This window comes from Desulfurobacterium sp., from assembly GCF_027028515.1.
In the GTDB taxonomy this organism is placed as follows: Bacteria; Aquificota; Aquificia; order Desulfurobacteriales; family Desulfurobacteriaceae; genus Desulfurobacterium_A.
Map to the genome: position 1 here is coordinate 1 of NZ_JALVIW010000009.1, position 17,693 is coordinate 17,693.

Sequence of the window (17,693 nt, forward strand, 5' to 3'; positions counted from 1 at the left end):
AACTTGCAGAGTTTCTGAACTTTGTTAAATCCCTTGGCATAAAAGTTCCAAATATAAAAAACGATGTTCAACCCAAACTTCTTCAAAAGATTCTTGAACAGGTTGCAGGAAAACCGGAGGAAAAACTTGTTAATTATCTCATGCTAAGGACAATGGCAAGGGCAAAGTATTCCCCTGATAACATAGGGCATTTTGGACTTGCTTCAACCTGCTATACGCATTTTACATCGCCTATAAGGCGTTATGCTGACCTTCAACTTCATCGTTTGATTAAAATGGCTTTGAAGGGCGAATTTAATAGTGACAACATATCTTTTTGGGAAGAAAAGCTTGAGAGGATATGTAAACACATTACGGGAAGATCCATTAACGCCGATGAAGCCGAAAGGGATGTTGTTCAACTTAAACAACTTCAGTATGCAGTAAACCACGTAGGCGAAGTGTTCGAAAGTATAGTTACAGGTGTTTCTGAACAGGGACTTTTTATAGAAACCGTGGAGGAGCTGATTCCGGGTTTTGTTCATGTCTCTTCCCTTAAAAACGACTACTATATCTGTATTCCAAAGCAATACTGCCTTTTAGGAGAAAGGACGAAAACTCTCTTTAGAATAGGTGACAGGGTATTAGCCAAACTTGTTGGCGTGGATGTTGAAAACAGAAAGGCAGAGTTTGAGATTGTTAAAAAACTTCAACCGTCACGGTAAACTTGAAAAGTTTTGCCTTTTGCTATAAACTTTGACACTGCAAAATAGAAAGAAAGGAGGTGTTTTTAATGCCAAATATAAAATCTGCAAAGAAGCGTCTTCGCCAGAATATTAAGAGACGTGAAAGAAATAGAATGTACGTGAGAAGGCTTAAGACAGAATCCAAAAAAGTTCTCAAGGCAGTTGAAGAAAAGAATCTTGAGCTTGCTAAAGAACAACTAAGAATTGCTATGAAGTATATTGAAAGAGCGGCTGCGAGAGGCGTTATTCACAAGAACGAAGCTGCAAGAAGAATGTCAAAAATTGCTAAATCAGTTGCCGAGCTTGAAAAAGAACTTGCGCAGGGCTAATCGGCCCTGTGCCTTATTTATCTACCATCTGGCGTTAACTGTAATCCCCGCTGACAGTACATTGCCTGTAGGTGTGTAACTCAAATATCCATTTGCCGTAAAGTATTCGCTTATTTGCCAGAAAGCGTTACCGGTATAAGCTCGCCTGTCATTACTTGATGCCACTTTGAAACTGTATTTTATATCACCACCTTTAGGAACCACAGAAAGGCTCAAGTTAGTGGTAGAGGTATTTTTACCGTCCTCTTTTTGAATATAACCCTGGGATAAATTTATCTTCAGTACTTCAGATGGCGTCCAGGTAGCTGCTATAGAATAAACATCCGTTGTAGTTGTTGAAATATTATGCTGGATAGAACCTGCAACATTTAAACTCGGGAAAAGCTTTGCGTTTATATTAAGCTTTGTCATATAATTTGCAGAACTGATTTTACTTACTTCATTCGTTGTTTTAACAATATCGTTTGAAAGTCCTGCATTCAGTCCAGTAAATAATTTTGCATTTAACCCTGAACTTACAATGAATGATGAAGAGGTTTTATCGTAGTTTATGAAGTTTTCTATATATCCTATTCCAGCTCTAAGCAAGAGTGTTCTCAGCGGTTGAGCTTTTATTTCTAAGTTTGCTCTTTGAGAGCTCCGTGTGGCCTGATCCTTTACAAAATAATCTGTTCTTCCAGCTCCTGCCCCTATTTGTATGTACCTGTATCGCCAAAGGCCGGACAGTGTATGAGAAAGCTTACTGCTTAATTCTTTACCATCCCTACTGGATCTTTCATAATTAAAAGAATAACCTAATTTCAAAGGAAGTCTCATCTTAAGACCTACTTTAGTGGTGTCGCCGTGAGTTGATAAGTCATTAATTATTGTAGTTGCATTTACTGCTCGCTTGTAGGCTTCAACTTCCGTCACATATCCGGTATTGACAACTGAAGTGGCAGTCAAGACAAGCTTTATGTAATTGTCCTCTATTCTCTGAGGGAGAACAAAATTTAATGTTTGTGTCTGATTATCGTATGAGAATGGAATATCTGAAGCTACTATGTTCCATACATTACCGTCACTGCTTGTATAAAGATCCCAGTGTAGTGTTGATATATCTGTAGCGGTTAGATTTCCGCCAATGTAAAGGGTTATGAGATCGACCGGTTGATAATTTGCATTTATTGCTATGTTTTCATAAACCGTTTGAAGATTTATACCAGCATCTGTACTGTAATCGTTATCTGTTAGTAATGCATTTGGTGTCAGCGTTCCTATTGCCGGTGAAGCATCAACACCGCTTAATCCTGAAATGGAAGTTACTTTTTGGTAGAAAAATCCGTTAACACTCTTTAGTGAATATCGACTGTCAGAATAGTAGATGCTTTCTGTAGCAGAGAAGAAAATGCGACCATTGAGAAAAGATTTTTTTGCCGAGATATTAATATTGTGGTTGGTTGTTTCGGTAAATACTTGCCTTATGTGATCTTCTGTCCTTGAATGACTATAAGAGTAACTTATCGTAAATTTTCTTCTGTAGCTGTAGCCTGTTGACAGTCTTCTTGTATATGTATCCGCATCTGTAGAGTCAGAGTGCGCCGAATTCTTTGATACTGCAGCTGTAATGTAGGGATACTTTGGCTTCCACATTGAGGAAAATAGGAGCTCGTAGTTTGTATTTTTTCCATCATATCCAGATGATGTTTTTGATTCCACCAGGTTTACTGAAGAAGAAAGGTGAAAAATATCATTTATCAACCGTCCATTTACTCCCGGCCGAAATGTTGACTGCCACGCGCCGGTGTCCAAGTGGTATTTTGAATAACCTACAGAAACAAGGTACTTTATGCCGTCAGTTATTTCGCCGGGCGTGCTTAAGTTGTAATTTTCATTGAAGAAACCACCTTTTTCACCATTTTTATAAGAAGTGTTGTACTGCCATTGGGCAAAAATATTAAGAGTCCTATCTATTAAAGGAAAAAGTGTGGAAAACTCTTTTTTTCCTGTTATATAAGGTTCCTTTCCCAGAACAGTCACTTTGCTAGAAAGCTTTGTTCTTATTACTTTAAGCTTGTTTGCCTTTATGAGCTTATTGGATTCCATTATTATTTGTTTAAGTTTTCTTTTCATTTTAAAACTATTAATTGTTGCATTTTCATTTTTAAAAATAAGAGGGTTGCTTATCTGTTTTAACTTGATTTTCTCAACTTTTTCTTTAACTTCCGGCGGTACCGGCTGAATTACAACTTCTGCCTTACTTCCCGGAACAATTGGAGCTTTTATGACCGGAACAGACAAAGGAACTAATTTTTTATTTGCTTCCTTTAGCTTTTCCTGTTGTCTCTCAAGTCCAAGTTTGGTTGGAGAAGTGGGCACTATGCATGTTTTAATTGGTAAGAAAGTTAACTTTGCCTGCAGTCTTTTTGCCTCTTCCCGGGTTCTGGCAAGAAATACTCTTACAGTATAGTATCCTGCATCTGTTTTATATAGGAAGGCCTCTTTTTTTATCCTTGCTGGAAGCTGATCAAGAAATTTTTGGGCTGTTTCTTTGTTGTCAGTGGTTATTAACTGAACAGAATATAGAAAATTATCAGGAGTTTTTACCAATTTTACAGGTAAACCGCTGGCTTTTAAAATAGATTTGTATTTATAAAGAACAGACGGTGATGTTACAAGAAAAATTCTTATACTATATTTCTTTCCTTCCTGATATATGTATGCACTTTTTCTTAAATTTTCTGGTAGGGAAAGAATAAATTCAAAAGCCTTTCTCTTATCTTTAAATGTTGCAACCTCAAATGAGTATAAATAACCCTTCATTTCAATATTTTTGTAAGTTAACGGCGGTACAGCGTGGGCGGCATTTCCTATCCCCAGTCCCAAGAAAAAAGCTGCCAGTATAACTTTTCCTGTTCTCTTCATTTTCAACCTTTGTGCGGTTAAAATCACAGAGATTTTATACCTTACTGTAGGATTTTTGTCAACATATGAACAAATTTATTGTAGTGCGAGTATATGCAGATTCTTTTTGTTACAATTGTAATCGCAGTCTGTAAGTTAACAGCAAGGAGGAAGTGTGAGGAAGTTAATTATTGCCTTTTTCACTTTAATCTTCTCTTTTTCTATCTGCTTTGGAAGTACCTTTGATAATATGATACAAGCATTAAAGAAAGGAGAAATTGAAAAGGCTTACTACTATCAGAAAAGATTATCAGAAAGCGAAAAGAAACTTTTAGAAATTCTTATTCTCTTGCATCAAAATCGATTGTTGGATGCGGAATTCCTTTCAGGGAAATATGTCCCTTGTAACGTGCTATACCTTCCCACAAAAACATATGCACTTGTGGTAGATAAAGTAAATGAAATTTTATACGTTTTAAAAGAGCAGGAAGGTATTCCTGTAATAGTGGCAAGATTTAACTGCACAACTGGCAAAAAGCCGGGTGATAAATTAAAAGAAGGAGACCAAAGGACACCGGAAGGGATCTACATTCCTCTTTACTGGCGGACGCACCTTCCAAAAATCTACGGACCTGGAGCTTATGTCCTTAACTATCCAAACCTTATAGACAAAAAAATTCTTCACAGAGGCGGTCATGGAATATGGATTCACGGTATGGATACGCCATCCCGTCCTCCTCACAGCACCAACGGCTGTATCGTTCTTAAAAACAAAGATTTAAGAAATCTTAGAAAATATATAAAGCCGAAAGAGACACCGGTAATAATAGTTGATAAGCTGTGCAGAGAACCTTTAAAAACGTTTATTTCAGAAAGAAACTCTCTTGTAGATTTTATATATAAATGGAAAACGGCCTGGGAAAATTCGCCTAAAAATTTGCAAAAGTATTTTTCCTTCTACTCTCACCATTTCGTCACAGATAAGTACAACTTTAATGAGTGGAAAAAGTACAAAGAAAAAGTTACATCACGTAAAAAATGGGTTAAAATAAAGATATCAAACCTCACAATTAGCAGAGATGGTAGACTATTGAGTTTCGGGCGCCTATATTTAATATCGTTTGATATGAAATATAGGTCAAACAACTATAACTGGCAGGGGCACAAGTTGCTCTATGCAACGAAAGAGGGTGGCAAATGGAAAATACTGGGAGAAGAGAGTTTTTAAAAGCTGCGTTTGTAAAAATATTAGGATTCTCCACTATCTCATTTCCCGTCAGGGCAGTAGCTTCTTCTAACAGAAAAGGCCGTCTTCACTTTGTGTTTCCGGACAAACCTATGGAGATTTCCTGCAAATCCGGTGTTAGAAAGGGCGGCAGAATAGTTGTAATAGGTGGTATTCACGGCAATGAGCCCGGTGCCTATAAAGCTGCCGATATGCTCATGGACGTAGAAGTTGAAAAAGGTGAATTAATCATTCTGCCCCGAAGCAACTTTACATCCATACTTGCGTTTAAGCGGGGATACAATGGCGATATGAATAGGAAGTTTGCACACCTTTCACAGAATGATCCTGATTATCCTAACGTTAAGAAAATAAAAGAAATTATCAGAGAGTATAAACCCGATGTTGTCCTTTCACTTCACGACGGCTTCGGTTTCCATTCCGTCAATAAAAACGCGTGGGGGCAGTGTATCGTTATAGATGAGAAGATTTATAAAAGCTTCAATCTATATTCTGTCGCCTCTAAAGTTTCTTCTTATGCTAACAGTTTTATCAGCAGAAAAGAGTGGAAAATTCCAGTCTATTCGACCAGAACCTTCAGTCCGGATACAAAGCATAAGGAACAGAGAAAGTCCCTCACCTACTTCTGCCTGTCAAAGTGTGATACGCCTGCCTTTTGTCTTGAGGTTTCAAAACAGCTCCCCTCTTTAAAAGAAAAAGTTAGATTTCACCTTTTAATGCTTAAAAAATTTTTCGATATTTATGGTGTAAAAATAAAATCGTCGTTTGAGCAAATTTACGCAGACTTTCTGAGGGGAAAAGAAACTAAAAAAGGGTGTATAGCTGTTAAGCTAAGCATTAATGGAAGGAATCTTCTTGTTTCTAATTCTAAAACCTTTAAAATTCCAGCTGGCTCAGAAATTTCTTTTGCATCTTTTACCGGTAGCAGAGGAGCATTTGGCATACCGAGAGGAGTTAATCTAAACTGGAAATCATTTTACATAAAAAATAACCTTTCTGTTGACGTAAAAAACGATTTTGAAAAGATTTTTAGCCTGCATTTTCTAAAAGCTTAGAGGTTTTTTTTCTGAATTCTTCTGCCTTTTTGAGATAATTTTCTGCTGCTTCCGGTCTTGCGTTTTTTCTTAAAATTTCTGCAAGTTTTTCACAGGCAGTGGCAGCTTCTGAAAATATACCCAATTGAGATAATACCTCTATGTATATTTTCCACACTAAAATGTCATCGGGATGCTTGAGTAAATAACGAGGGGTCTCTCTAAGAATAAAGTTAAAGTCCTGATCCTGAAGTTTCATCAGTATAAGAGACCGAAAATCACCTATTTTTTTATAGTGGTATTCCAAGATTTTCTTGGATGTTTTTAGAGGTATGCATTTAAGCGCGTTAACATATACATTCTGAAATTTATCTCCAATACAACACAGGGTTCCCTCTACATTATATTTTCTTAATAGCATTACGGCCACAGCAGCAGCGCTTATTCCGGATACTGCCATTACCAAGTAGAGTAAATACTTTTTAAACATAGAACTGTTTATGATTTCTTTTCTAACAGATTTAGTGCACTTAAGCTTCTTTTTGACTTTAACCGGATTCCCTTCTTTGGAAACTGATGATCTTTGATTATACTGCTGCTTTTTATTTGATATTTCTGGCTTATTTATATTTGATTGCTCTCTCTTTTTTTCAGGTGGGAAAAAACCTTTTTCTATCGTTCTTTCAGGGTTATAATAATTTAAAGTTATATAAGCACTGGGAGAGATCTTTTTTATTTCCGGATGCTTTTTAAGGTAATTCCTTGCTTCCTGCCTTGTTTTAAAAAATCCCACCCTAACCTTGTATCTGGTTTTTACCTTATCTATTCTTGAGTATTCTAATTTTTCTATCTTCTTAAAGATAATCTCGGCTTCTCTTTTATCTTTTGTGTTTGCTAACTGTATTGTATAAACAGGCGTTTCTTTTGCGCATACACCATTTAAAAAACTAATAAAGAAAATAAGTGATAAAGTGGCTATCAAAAGAATCTTAAACGTTTTTTTCATCAAATTACCTCTCTTTTAAAGAGAATATACCCGCATAAATTTTTAACATCGTCTAAATTATATATAAACTTCATCCATCTTTCCACTACTCAACTTCAGATATAAATTTAAATTTTAGATAGATTTAACTCAGTAAGAAGGGTAATCTCGCTTTTTTGATACTTCCACAGCGGTAATATTTTTTATAATTTACATATACGCTTTTCGTCAGGAGTCCAGAAATGTCAAAAGTATCCATAGATGAAATCTTTGTTAAGCTTTTGAGCCATTACGGTCTGACATCTTATGAGGCAAAGGCCTACTATGCACTTCTTGTTCTTGGAGAATCAACTGCTACAAACATCGCAAAGCTGGCCGGAATTCCACAACAGAGAGTTTACGATGCTCTTGCCTCTTTAGAAAGAAAGGGATTTATACATACCAGACATACAAATCCTAAAAAATTCCTGCCTTTTAATCCTAAAGAGGCTCTTGAAAATAGAATTAAGCAGTTAAGACTTGAATTTGAGGTTAAAGAACGGGAATTAAAAAAATTGATTCCTGTAATAGAAGAGAAAGTGCCGGAGTTCAGGGAGAAGAAATACATACGTTCTCAGGTTAGAATTTTAGAAGGAAATGAATCCATCGTTTCAAAAGTTATAGAAATGCTTTCTTCTGCCAGAGAGGTTGTGAAGGTTAGTGGTATTAAGCCGCTCTACGTTCTTGGTTGCAAGGGTAGCCTTGGAAAGTATATAAAGCCGGGCGTAAAAATATTTGCTATGGGAAAGTTTGATAAGGAATGTACAGAGGAGATTAAAAAGTTTAACGGTGAGATAAAGAATGTTGATGTATCCTTCAGGTATCAGCTCATCGTTGATAACAAAAAACTTTTAATGGTTTATGTAGATAACGACAACATGCCTTACGGCTTTTATACGGAAAATCCGCTTCTCATAGAACCTTATATTTTCTACTTTGACAAAGCCTGGGAAAGCGGCAGTGAGAACTGTTAAACCTTAACCTCTTTAAGCCATTTGGCGTTCTCTTTGTGCCACTTTACAGTTCTTCTTATCCCTTCTTCCAGAGAAACTTTTGGTTGCCACTTTAAGAGTTTTCTTGCCTTTTCTATGTTTGCCCATGTGGCTTTCATGTCTGCCCTGTGAAATTCCTTATAAACCTTTTTGGCCGTCTTCCCGGTAAATTTTTCTATCAGCTCTATCATGTAATTTAGTTTGTAAGGCTTGTTGCCACCTAAATTGATTATCTCATAACCCGTTTCTGTTTCTAACGCTTTTATTGTTCCTTCCGCTATATCATCTACATAGGTGAAATCCCTTTCCTGGGTTCCGTCTCCGAATATAGTTATAGGTGTTCCTTCTTCTATCCACTTTATAAATCTGAACACACTCATATCAGGTCTTCCGGCGGGTCCATAGACGGTGAAGTATCTCAAAACTGTAACGTCTATTTTGTAAAGGTGATGGTACGTGTATGCCATGGCTTCCGCACCTTTCTTGCTTGCGGCATAGGGGGATATAGGGGTGTTAACCGGAAGGTCTTCTGTAAAAGGCATCTTTTGTCCTGCGTATAAAGAGGAGGTTGATGCTAAAACGAACTTTTTTACACCGTATCTGTGCATAAGTTCAAGAAGGTTTGTTGTTCCTAAAGTGTTTGTTGTTACGTAGATAAACGGATCGACAATACTGTATCTGACACCTGCCCTTGCTGCAAGGTTGATAACACCGTCAAAAGAATGGTCTTTGAAAAGGATTTCGAGGGCTTCAAGGTTTTCTATGTCTAACTTATAGAACTTAAAGTTGGAGTATCTTTCAAGTTGTTTCAGTCTGTACTCTTTTACCTTTACATCGTAGTAATCGTTCATGTTGTCAATGCCGACAACTTCATATCCTCTCTCTACGAGCATTTGAGCGGTTTTAAATCCTATGAATCCAGCCGCACCTGTTAGAAGAACTTTATTCATTGCAGACTCCCTTATATAAGCTAAATATTGTAAAATTAATGTAAATCCATAAATCACAGCTTAGGGGAGGCAAAAATGAGTGAAGAAAAGTTTCAAAATCTGCTCCACGTATCAACGGTAATTAATCCTCCGGAGTCGTTTGTTCAAAATGCAAACGTAAAAAGCTACGAGGAAGAGTATAAGAAATTTCTTGACAATCCTGAAGCTTTCTGGGCAGAAGTTGCAGAAAACCTTTTCTGGTACCGCAAATGGGACAGGGTTCTTGAATGGGAGCTTCCATACGCTAAGTGGTTTGTTAACGCTCAGACCAACATAACGGTAAATGCTCTTGACAGACACGTTAAGAACGGAAAGAAAAACAAAGTAGCATTTTTCTGGGAAGATGAATTCGGCAACGAGAAGGTCGTTACTTACGGAAGTCTTTACACGCTTGTTAACAAACTTGCCAATGCACTTAGAAAAGCCGGTATTGGAAAGGGTGATAGGGTTGTAATCTATATGCCCCTTGTCATTGAGCAGGTTGCTGCGATGCTTGCCTGTGCAAGAATAGGCGCCGTTCATTCTGTCGTTTACGCTGGATTCAGTGTTCCAGCCTTAAGACACAGGATTGAAGATGCTGAAGCAAAGATGGTAATCACGGCCGATGTAACGATTAGAAGGGGAAGAGCAATTCCTCTAAAACAGATAGTTGACGAAGCCATCAGGGACCTTGAAACGGTTGAAAAAGTAGTTGTTCTAAGGAGACTGAAGCCCAGGGTTGACCTTATAGGTGAAAAAGAGATTGACTTTTACAAATTCATTGAAAATGAACCATCATACTGTGAACCTGAAGTGATGGATTCAGAAGACCCCCTTTTTATGCTCTACACTTCCGGCTCAACCGGCAAGCCCAAGGGTGTTATTCACACGACAGGCGGTTACATGGTCGGAACTTACTATTCCATGAAAACAGTTTTTGACCTTAAGGATGATGATATTTTCTGGTGTACTGCTGACCCTGGCTGGATTACAGGACACAGCTACATCGTTTACGGGCCGCTCGTTGCAGGTGCCACTCAGGTTATAGCAGAAGGGGCGCCAAACTATCCGGACTTTGGAAGATGGTGGAAGCTGGTTGAAAAGTACGGTGTAACTATCTTTTATACGGCACCTACCGCAATAAGAATGTTTATGAGAGCAGGTGAAGAGTGGCCCAATAAGTATGACCTCTCTTCTCTCAGGCTTTTGGGTTCTGTTGGTGAGCCAATAAACCCTGAAGCGTGGCTCTGGTATTACAAAGTTATAGGCAAGGAAAAATGTCCTATTGTTGATACCTGGTGGCAGACTGAAACCGGCGCTGTCATGATAACGACCATAGACGGCCTTCCAATGAAGCCTGGAAAAGCTGGTAAACCCGTTCCCGGTGTGATCGCCGATGTTGTTGATAAAGAAGGGAATCCTGTTGAACCTGAAAAAGGCGGGTTCCTCGTTGTTAAATATCCATGGCCATCTATGATGAGAAGGATTCATAAAAATCCTGAAAAATATGAGAGTTACTGGAAGACAATCCCAAACTGCTACTTTGCCGGTGATGTTGCGACAAAGGATGCAGACGGTTACATAATGATCTTAGGCAGGGCTGATGATGTTATTAACGTTTCAGGGCACAGAATTGGAACGATGGAGGTGGAATCTGCTCTTGTTTCCCATCCTGCTGTTGCTGAAGCAGCTGTTATCGGAAAACCTGACCCTGTAAAAGGAGAAGCAATAAAGGCGTTTATCATCCTTAAAGCCGGTCATGAACCGTCTGATAAGCTGGTGGAAGACCTTAAATATCACGTTCGTATGGAGCTTGGTGCCCTCGCCGTTCCTTCAGAAATAGAGTTTGTTGATAAGCTTCCAAAAACAAGAAGCGGTAAGATAATGAGAAGGGTTCTTAAGGCTAAAGAGCTTGGAATGGATCCGGGAGACCTCTCTACACTTGAGGATTAATGCAGAGAGGGGGAATCCCCCCTCTCTGCTATAATTACGGTTACAGGTTTTTCCCGGAGGAACAATGCATATTAAGTCCTTAAACTTAAAGGGATTTAAGTCTTTCGCAGATGAGACTGAAATCAGATTTTCAAGAGGCATAAACTGCATAGTGGGTCCAAACGGTTGCGGGAAAAGCAACATCGTAGATGCTCTCAAATGGGTTACCGGTGACACTTCTTCAAAGGGAATGAGAGCCTCCAACATGAAGGATATGGTCTTTAAAGGAGCTGTTGGACGGCGGGCTGCAAGAACTGCTGAAGTTTCCATAACCCTTTACAGAGACGAGCTTCTTCCTATAAAGGAAAACGAAATAACGATAACCAGAAAAATAAAGTCAAACGGTGATTCTGAATTTCTCATTAATAACAGAAAAGTGAGGCTTAAAGATATTCAGGAGTTTTTTGCCTCTATTGGCCTTGGGCATAAGGACTATGCATTTTTTGAACAGGGACAGATAGATAGGATTTTAAAACTTAAACCCGAAGATAGAAGAGGCTTAATTGATGACGCTGCAGGTGTTGGTCCCTTTAAGGAGAAAAAAGAGGAAACGCTTAAAAAGCTTGAAGACGCCGAGACAAACCTTGAGAATGTGAGGAAAGTAATAGATGAGGTGGGCAGAAACTTAAAAACTCTTAAAAATCAAGCGGAAAAGGCAAAAAGATATGAAGTTTTAAAGCAGAAAGAAAGGGAATTTGAGAAAAAGCTTTTAGGCTTTGAAATAAGAGGAATAAGGATAAAGAAAGAGTTTACAGAAAAGGAACTTGCAGTTTTAAGAGAGGATAGAGTTTCCCTTGAAAAAGAACTTTCCACACTTCAGGTTGGTCTGGAAAATTTAAGAAAAGAGGTTGAGTCCGTTACAAAGGAGATTGAAGAAACCTCGAAGGAACTCTATGAACTTGAAAAAACGAAAAAAGAATCTTCCGTAAGGAGGGAGTTTTTAGGGAAAGAGATAAAACGGACAGAGTCTGAACTGAAAGAGCTTGATTCTGAGGAACTTTTAAAGATAGAAAGGCTTAAGAAAATAAAGGAAGAGACAGAAAGCCTTGTGGCTGAAAGGAAAAAGCTGAAAAAGAAGGTTTCCTCTTTAGAAGAGGCAGTCTCTTTTAAAAGACAACAACTAAAAGATTTTGAGGCTGATAAGAAAGCCCTTGAAGAAGAGATATCTAAAATCCGCCGCTTTATATCTGAAGCAGTTAGCAGGTACTCAAAGATTGAAATGGAAATGGTTAGAGAGGAAGAGAAGGTCAGGTCGTACTCCCGCCAGATAGAGAAGCTTCCTTCGGAGATAGAAAGCTGTGAGAAGGAAAAAAAATACTATCTTGAACAAAAAAATCGCCTTGAAAAAAGACTATCTTCTGTTTTAAGAGAAATAGAGACTCTTAAAGAGGAAAAGAAGAAGCTGCTTCTCCTGAAAGATAAAAAAGAGGAGAAAGTATCAGAGGTAAAACGAGCCATACAGGAAAAAGAGAAAGAGATTGTTTCTGTATCTTCAAAAATAGAGAGTATGGAAAAACTGCTTGAAACTCTTGATTTTGGAAAACTTGAAAACAGTATAGTTGAAAGTGGAAAGCACGGGAAAGTTAAAGGATATATAGGCCTTTTGATAAACCTTATAAAGGTTGATGAGGGTTGGGAAAGGATTGTAGAGTCTTACCTTTCCACTTTTGGCGCAGGTATTGTTGTCAAAACCTTTGACGATATTATCTGGATAAAGGAAAGGATTAAAGGTAACGGTAGAGTTCTGCTATTTGCGGCAGATGTAACGCCTGTCAAGAACAAATATATAGAGGATGCAACCCCACTTATTTCCCATGTTAAACCGATCGATACCAGGGTGAAAGACCTTGTTTCTGTTGTATTTTCAAATGTTTTCTTTACATCTTCAGATGCTGAAAAGTTAGCGAAAGAACACCCAGATTGTATCTTTGTTGATAAGGAACTTAACCTTTACAGCGGTAAAGGCTCCTTCATAGGTAAGTTTAAAGCCCGTGGTATTTTGGAGATAGAGAAAGAGATTGAGAATTTGAAAAAACGGAAAACTGTGCTTGAACAGGAATTGGAGGAAATAAACAAAAAACTTTCACCTGCCTGGGAAGAGCTTTCAGAGGTAGAAGAGTCCATATCGAAAATCAGCATAAAGTCTGAATCGTTAAGGGTTGAAAAGGTAGAGATTGAGGGCAAACTGCGGGAAGTGGAAAACAGAATAGAAGTTTTATCGTCAGATATAGAGAGTTTAAAAGGGCGTTTAAAAACTGCAAGAGAAGCCGTTGTTTCGTTTTCAAGTAAAAATGAACTTTACGAGAAAAAGTTATCCGAACTTTCCTCTAAAAAAGTAGCGCTTGAAAAGCAGCTTACAGAGAAAGAAAAAAAGTTAAAAGAGGTTGAAAAGGGAATAGAAACTTTTAAAGAATCTCTATCTGCTCTTCAGTCAGATCTATCCCTTTACAGGGAAAAACTAAGGAATCTTGAAGAGAAGCTAACAGGCAAGGAAAGGGCAGTTAAGGCTATTAAGGATGAGATAAAGACAATTACGGAGAAAAAAGAGCGGTTGCTTTCTGAACTTGAAAAGGCGCGGAAAGGCATAGAAGAGGCAGAGAGAATCCTTTCAGGGATAGATGAGGCGATAGAAGATACAAAGAACGACCTGAAAGCGTTAGAAGAGAGAAGGAACGAATTGTCAGTAATTATAAAACAAAAGGAAGAGGTCTTAAAGCAGAAAGAATCAGAGTTAAAGGCGCTTCAGAAAAAGATAAAAGAGTACGAAATAGAGCTTGCAAAGCTTAATGTTAAAGAGGAAGAAATCGTTCAAAAGATACTTGAAATTGAATCAACAGTTACGGAAGCGGTAGAAGCGGCAGCAGACGTTGATAATGAGGAAGAGCTAAAAAGGGAATTAATCTCTGTAAAAGAGAAAATTTCAAGACTCGGTGCTGTTAATCTTCTTGCCATAGAAGAGTATGACAAGGTAAAAGAGCGGTACGAATTTATTCTTGAACAGGAAGAGGACCTTATAAAATCCATTAAAGATCTTAAAGAGGCAATAGAGAAAATAGATGAAGAGATAAACCGAAGATTTTTTGCCACGTTTAAAGCGGTTAATAAGGAGTTTAGAAAAACATTTAAGAAGGTTTTTGGTGGTGGTTCTGCAAGACTTGTTCTAACATCAGATGATCCAGCTGAAGCAGGTATAGAGATAGAGGCAAAACCACCAGGTAAAAAACATTCAAATATTAATCTGCTTTCAGGTGGTGAAAGGACGCTGGTTGTTATTTCTTTGCTTTACGCCCTCTATTCAATTCATCCAGCGCCGTTCCTCGTTCTTGATGAGATAGATGCTGCCCTTGATGAGATTAACATACTCAGGTTTACAGAGCTTCTTAAAACCATTTCAGAAAAAACGCAGGTTATAGTTATTACTCACAAGAAAGTTACCATGGAAGTAGCTGATGTTCTTTACGGCGTAACGATGGAGATTCCGGGAATATCAAAGATTGTAGGCGTTTCCTTCGCCGTTTCGGAAGCTGTCTAAAATAGAAAAAGCCCGGCGCGGGCCGTTTCTACCGCACCGGGCTTTGATTTTCAGTCTAAATCAGGCTCTTTCTACGTTTATAGCTTTAAGTCCCTTGTCACTTTCGGTAATGTCAAAAACGACTCTTTCACCTTCCTCTATTGTTTTAAATCCTTCACCATTAATGCCTGTGTAGTGAACGAATACGTCATGTCCGTCATCTGTTGTGATGAAGCCGTATCCTTTGCTTGAGTCAAACCACTTTACTGTTCCTGTAAATCTTTCCATGTTAAAAAACCTCTCTAATTTAGTGTTCTTGAAATGAAAAAGGGCCTTGAAGGTAGAAACGGCACACCTTCAAGGCCCGTCCTTTCACTTCACATCTTAACTTATGAAATTATTCTTCTTTGTCAATATCTGATTTTAGAAAAATAATTATCATTCCGGCAATGAATCCTAAAATTCCCCCTATAAGGATGACAATAATTCTTGAAGGTTCTTCTTTTAAAAGGTGAGTGGAAACTATTGTATACCCTTCTAAATTTTCCAGCTGATACTTTAAAAAATTTAATGTTTGTTGAGTTTTAGCAAGATCAAGTTCCATATTTATTGGGTTAAAACCTATAATATGTATTTTTTTTCTCTTTATTTGAATATCTACATTTGATATTATATCTTTCATCTTTGGGATCTTTGACGAATATACCCTGATATCTTTCTCTATAAGCTTTTTTTCTTTTTTAAGTTTGTTTCTCGTATAACTCAAGTTATTCAAGTACCCTACAAGTTTGTCCAAAAGACTAATCATCCCTTTTTGTTTTAGAGAAACAATTTCTAATTCAGCAAATCTGCCTTTAATCGATTTAGTTTTGATACTTTTTAAATTTTTTAAAACATTTGGCGGGACAGGTATGATATTCTGGACATATTGATAATCATTGTTTTTTATACCATCCATTAAAATCTGGGTTGTTTCCTGAACAAAAGATATAGGAATAATAACTTTTTCAGTCCTTGACGTTGTTATTATATGTGGCAGAGATATTATTGCCTTCAAGTGGTATGAAGGTTTTATAAAACAAGAACCCACTAAGCCCAAGCAGATTCCCAAAAGAGTTGCTGAAAATAGTTTCGCTTTTCTTTTCCAGACTATGCAGAATGCTTCAATAATTGAAATCTCCTCTTTCAAGTTTACCTCGAATTATTTTGCTGATATTAAAAAAGGGGGCTTTAAAGCCCCCCTTTCTGTTTATTTTCCAATTTATTAGAACTTAAGAGTAAGCTTGAGCTCACCTTGATAATCGAGCTTTTTATTTGGAAGGTAAAGCCCTGCTTGAATGCAGAGGTTCTTATCATACTGATACTTGGCTTTAAGGTCAACCTCATGAGCACTGCTGTAAGTTCCTGTGTTATCTCCATCAAAGTTAACATAAGCAGCACTAAGAGTCACTTTATCCATAGGCTTAACGCTTCCTTCTACAGTAAGAATTTTAGGATTCACAAAATTACCATTATCGTAGTCAAGAACTTCTGCATAATCATAGTCTGGAAATCCTGTAGCCATAACGTAGTTCGCTACAAACCTGTCTTTGTAGACATCATATCCAATTTTGGCGCCGAACATTCCGGCATCAAGGGATGCACCTACGCCGTAGAACTTACCATTGTTATCAGCACCTTTGGTTTTGAGGTAGGCTCCTTCAGCCCTAAAACCTACTTTTCCGAAATCTGTTTCAACAGCTGGAGCTACTTTAGCATAAGCAAGATTCAGATGATTACTTTTCTGATAAAGATCAGCAACTTCATACGTACCATCAAAGCCTGCTGGTTCAAAAGTACCTTCAAAAGCACCCACTCCCCATGTTTGAGCGCTTCCTCTTTTTTCAGCTGTTCCTGCAAGTGCAATACCATAATTAGTGTTGTAGCCTGCAATTACAGCATCAAGTGGATTGTCATCAGCCATAATTTTACTATCACCAAACACAATACCTTGATAGCCCACTTTTGCAAAAAGATTAGGTGTGTTGAAGAGATTGTTTACTTGGAAGTACCCTTCGTCAATTGTAAAATTCATCTGGTCGTCATCTGCAAGAAACCTTACATGTGCAGAGATATTATCGTTCACTTTCGCGTTAAGTTGAACCTTTACTTCTACTGAGTGGTTGTAGTCAGTCTGGTTGTCAGTAGTTATGGTCGTCTTAATTTGACCACCTACATTGACCTCTGCAGCGTGTGCAGGAACTGCAAATGCTGCTACAAGTCCCATGAGTGTTACTGCTGTTAGTGCTTTTCTCATCCTTAAAACCTCCCTTCTCTTTGAAGTTTATTGTCAGTATTAAAATTTACCACTTTAACCTTCAGCGTGTCAAGAAGTAAACTATTAAATATTATTTACAATTTTAACACATTATCTAATTGATTGGAAATGCTTATTCAATTGTTTAAAAGAGCAATTATTTTTATAGCAACATTTATGCCATCAAAAATTGTTGTGTTCCTGTTTGCTTTCAGAATAGGGAAACGTTATATTTTTGACCCGAGGAAATTAATAGACAGTAACTATACAAGGGCTTTTTTAAAAAAGACTTATTCGAGTTTTTGTTTTTATGCAAATCTCTTTGCATACCTGCACGGAGGAAGGATGGAACTGCTTTTAATAGAGGGAAAGGTTCCTATTTATGTTTACGGCAACGATATTGAAACAGAAGTGATGGAACAACTTAACAGGGTTAAGGATTTACCGTTTTTCAAGAAGCAAATTGTAATAATGCCTGACTTTCATGCAGGTAAAGGTTGTGTGATAGGTTTTACAGGGTACTTTAACGAGGTTGTTATTCCAAATATTGTGGGTGTTGATATAGGTTGCGGAGTATATACCTATCCACTTGGAAGGCTGGGAAAAATCAACCTTCAAAAGTTAGACGCTTTTGTCAAAGGCAATATTCCTCTTGGGCTTACCTGCAGAACAAAGAATAACGCCAGAAAGCTG

At 37.7% G+C, this 17,693-nt stretch carries 14 protein-coding genes; 8 read left to right on the forward strand and 6 right to left on the reverse strand.

The annotated features are described in order from the left end of the window. A partial coding sequence (locus MV676_RS01155; protein ID WP_297444518.1) for an RNB domain-containing ribonuclease occupies positions 1-704 on the forward strand: 704 nt, incomplete at its 5' end. 68 nt (positions 705-772) lie between these two features. Next, positions 773-1,054: a 30S ribosomal protein S20 gene (gene rpsT, locus MV676_RS01160; protein WP_297444520.1), complete on the forward strand. Its 282-nt coding sequence runs from the start codon at positions 773-775 to the stop codon at positions 1,052-1,054. A gap of 21 nt (positions 1,055-1,075) precedes the next feature. On the opposite strand, the gene MV676_RS01165 is transcribed toward rpsT, so the two are convergent. After that, complete coding sequence (locus MV676_RS01165) at positions 1,076-3,958, reverse strand: SPOR domain-containing protein (RefSeq protein WP_297444522.1); 2,883 nt, start codon at positions 3,956-3,958, stop codon at positions 1,076-1,078. Positions 3,959-4,112: 154 nt separating this feature from the next. Between MV676_RS01165 and MV676_RS01170 the strand changes: the two genes are divergently transcribed. Both MV676_RS01170 and MV676_RS01175 read left to right on the forward strand, forming a co-directional pair. Beyond that, a complete protein-coding gene (locus tag MV676_RS01170) occupies positions 4,113-5,165 on the forward strand; it encodes a L,D-transpeptidase family protein (protein WP_297444524.1) in 1,053 nt (350 codons plus the stop codon). After that, entirely contained in the window at positions 5,135-6,238 is a 1,104-nt protein-coding gene (locus tag MV676_RS01175) for a M99 family carboxypeptidase catalytic domain-containing protein (protein ID WP_297444526.1), read from the forward strand. Before MV676_RS01170 ends, MV676_RS01175 begins: the two co-directional genes overlap by 31 nt. Here the strand turns inward: MV676_RS01175 and MV676_RS01180 are convergent. Beyond that, on the reverse strand, positions 6,213-7,223 hold the full coding sequence (locus MV676_RS01180) for an SPOR domain-containing protein (protein WP_297444527.1): 1,011 nt from the start codon (positions 7,221-7,223) through the stop codon (positions 6,213-6,215). The genes MV676_RS01175 and MV676_RS01180 overlap by 26 nt on opposite strands. A 221-nt stretch (positions 7,224-7,444) precedes the next feature. Between MV676_RS01180 and MV676_RS01185 the strand changes: the two genes are divergently transcribed. Continuing rightward, a complete protein-coding gene (locus MV676_RS01185; protein WP_297444529.1) occupies positions 7,445-8,215 on the forward strand; it encodes a helix-turn-helix domain-containing protein in 771 nt (256 codons plus the stop codon). Here MV676_RS01185 and MV676_RS01190 read toward each other — a convergent pair. Next, positions 8,212-9,183, reverse strand: a complete 972-nt coding sequence (locus tag MV676_RS01190) for a GDP-mannose 4,6-dehydratase (RefSeq protein WP_297444531.1) — start codon at positions 9,181-9,183, stop codon at positions 8,212-8,214. The genes MV676_RS01185 and MV676_RS01190 overlap by 4 nt on opposite strands. A gap of 75 nt (positions 9,184-9,258) precedes the next feature. Here MV676_RS01190 and acs point away from each other — a divergent pair, with 75 nt between their 5' ends. Together acs and smc are read left to right on the forward strand one after the other, a co-directional pair. Beyond that, a complete protein-coding gene (gene acs, locus MV676_RS01195) occupies positions 9,259-11,154 on the forward strand; it encodes an acetate--CoA ligase (protein ID WP_297444533.1) in 1,896 nt (631 codons plus the stop codon). Positions 11,155-11,218: 64 nt separating this feature from the next. Continuing rightward, complete coding sequence (smc, locus tag MV676_RS01200; protein WP_297444535.1) at positions 11,219-14,725, forward strand: chromosome segregation protein SMC; 3,507 nt, start codon at positions 11,219-11,221, stop codon at positions 14,723-14,725. Between the two features lie 60 nt (positions 14,726-14,785). Here smc and MV676_RS01205 read toward each other — a convergent pair whose 3' ends face one another. The 3 genes from MV676_RS01205 to MV676_RS01215 form a co-directional block, all read right to left on the reverse strand. Continuing rightward, positions 14,786-14,992, reverse strand: coding sequence for a cold shock domain-containing protein (locus tag MV676_RS01205; RefSeq protein WP_022847202.1), 207 nt, complete (start codon positions 14,990-14,992; stop codon positions 14,786-14,788). Between the two features lie 109 nt (positions 14,993-15,101). After that, entirely contained in the window at positions 15,102-15,893 is a 792-nt protein-coding gene (locus tag MV676_RS01210) for a Wzz/FepE/Etk N-terminal domain-containing protein (RefSeq protein ID WP_297444537.1), read from the reverse strand. A gap of 75 nt (positions 15,894-15,968) precedes the next feature. Beyond that, positions 15,969-17,000 carry a hypothetical protein gene (locus tag MV676_RS01215; protein WP_297444538.1) on the reverse strand — a complete coding sequence of 344 codons (1,032 nt, stop codon included), beginning with the start codon at positions 16,998-17,000 and terminating at the stop codon, positions 15,969-15,971. 345 nt (positions 17,001-17,345) lie between these two features. Between MV676_RS01215 and MV676_RS01220 the strand changes: the two genes are divergently transcribed. Then, positions 17,346-17,693, forward strand: a 348-nt coding sequence (locus tag MV676_RS01220) for an RtcB family protein (protein ID WP_297444540.1), incomplete at its 3' end; no start/stop codon positions are given.

Bases quoted from the DNA above. Each gene is read 5' to 3' on its own strand.
- rpsT (WP_297444520.1), top strand. From the start codon at position 773: ATGCCAAATATAAAATCTGCAAAGAAGCGTCTTCGCCAGAATATTAAG.
- MV676_RS01165 (WP_297444522.1), bottom strand. From the start codon at position 3,958: ATGAAGAGAACAGGAAAAGTTATACTGGCAGCTTTTTTCTTGGGACTG.
- MV676_RS01175 (WP_297444526.1), top strand. From the start codon at position 5,135: ATGGAAAATACTGGGAGAAGAGAGTTTTTAAAAGCTGCGTTTGTAAAA.
- MV676_RS01180 (WP_297444527.1), bottom strand. From the start codon at position 7,223: ATGAAAAAAACGTTTAAGATTCTTTTGATAGCCACTTTATCACTTATT.
- MV676_RS01185 (WP_297444529.1), top strand. From the start codon at position 7,445: ATGTCAAAAGTATCCATAGATGAAATCTTTGTTAAGCTTTTGAGCCAT.
- MV676_RS01190 (WP_297444531.1), bottom strand. From the start codon at position 9,183: ATGAATAAAGTTCTTCTAACAGGTGCGGCTGGATTCATAGGATTTAAA.
- acs (WP_297444533.1), top strand. From the start codon at position 9,259: ATGAGTGAAGAAAAGTTTCAAAATCTGCTCCACGTATCAACGGTAATT.
- smc (WP_297444535.1), top strand. From the start codon at position 11,219: ATGCATATTAAGTCCTTAAACTTAAAGGGATTTAAGTCTTTCGCAGAT.
- MV676_RS01205 (WP_022847202.1), bottom strand. From the start codon at position 14,992: ATGGAAAGATTTACAGGAACAGTAAAGTGGTTTGACTCAAGCAAAGGA.
- MV676_RS01215 (WP_297444538.1), bottom strand. From the start codon at position 17,000: ATGAGAAAAGCACTAACAGCAGTAACACTCATGGGACTTGTAGCAGCA.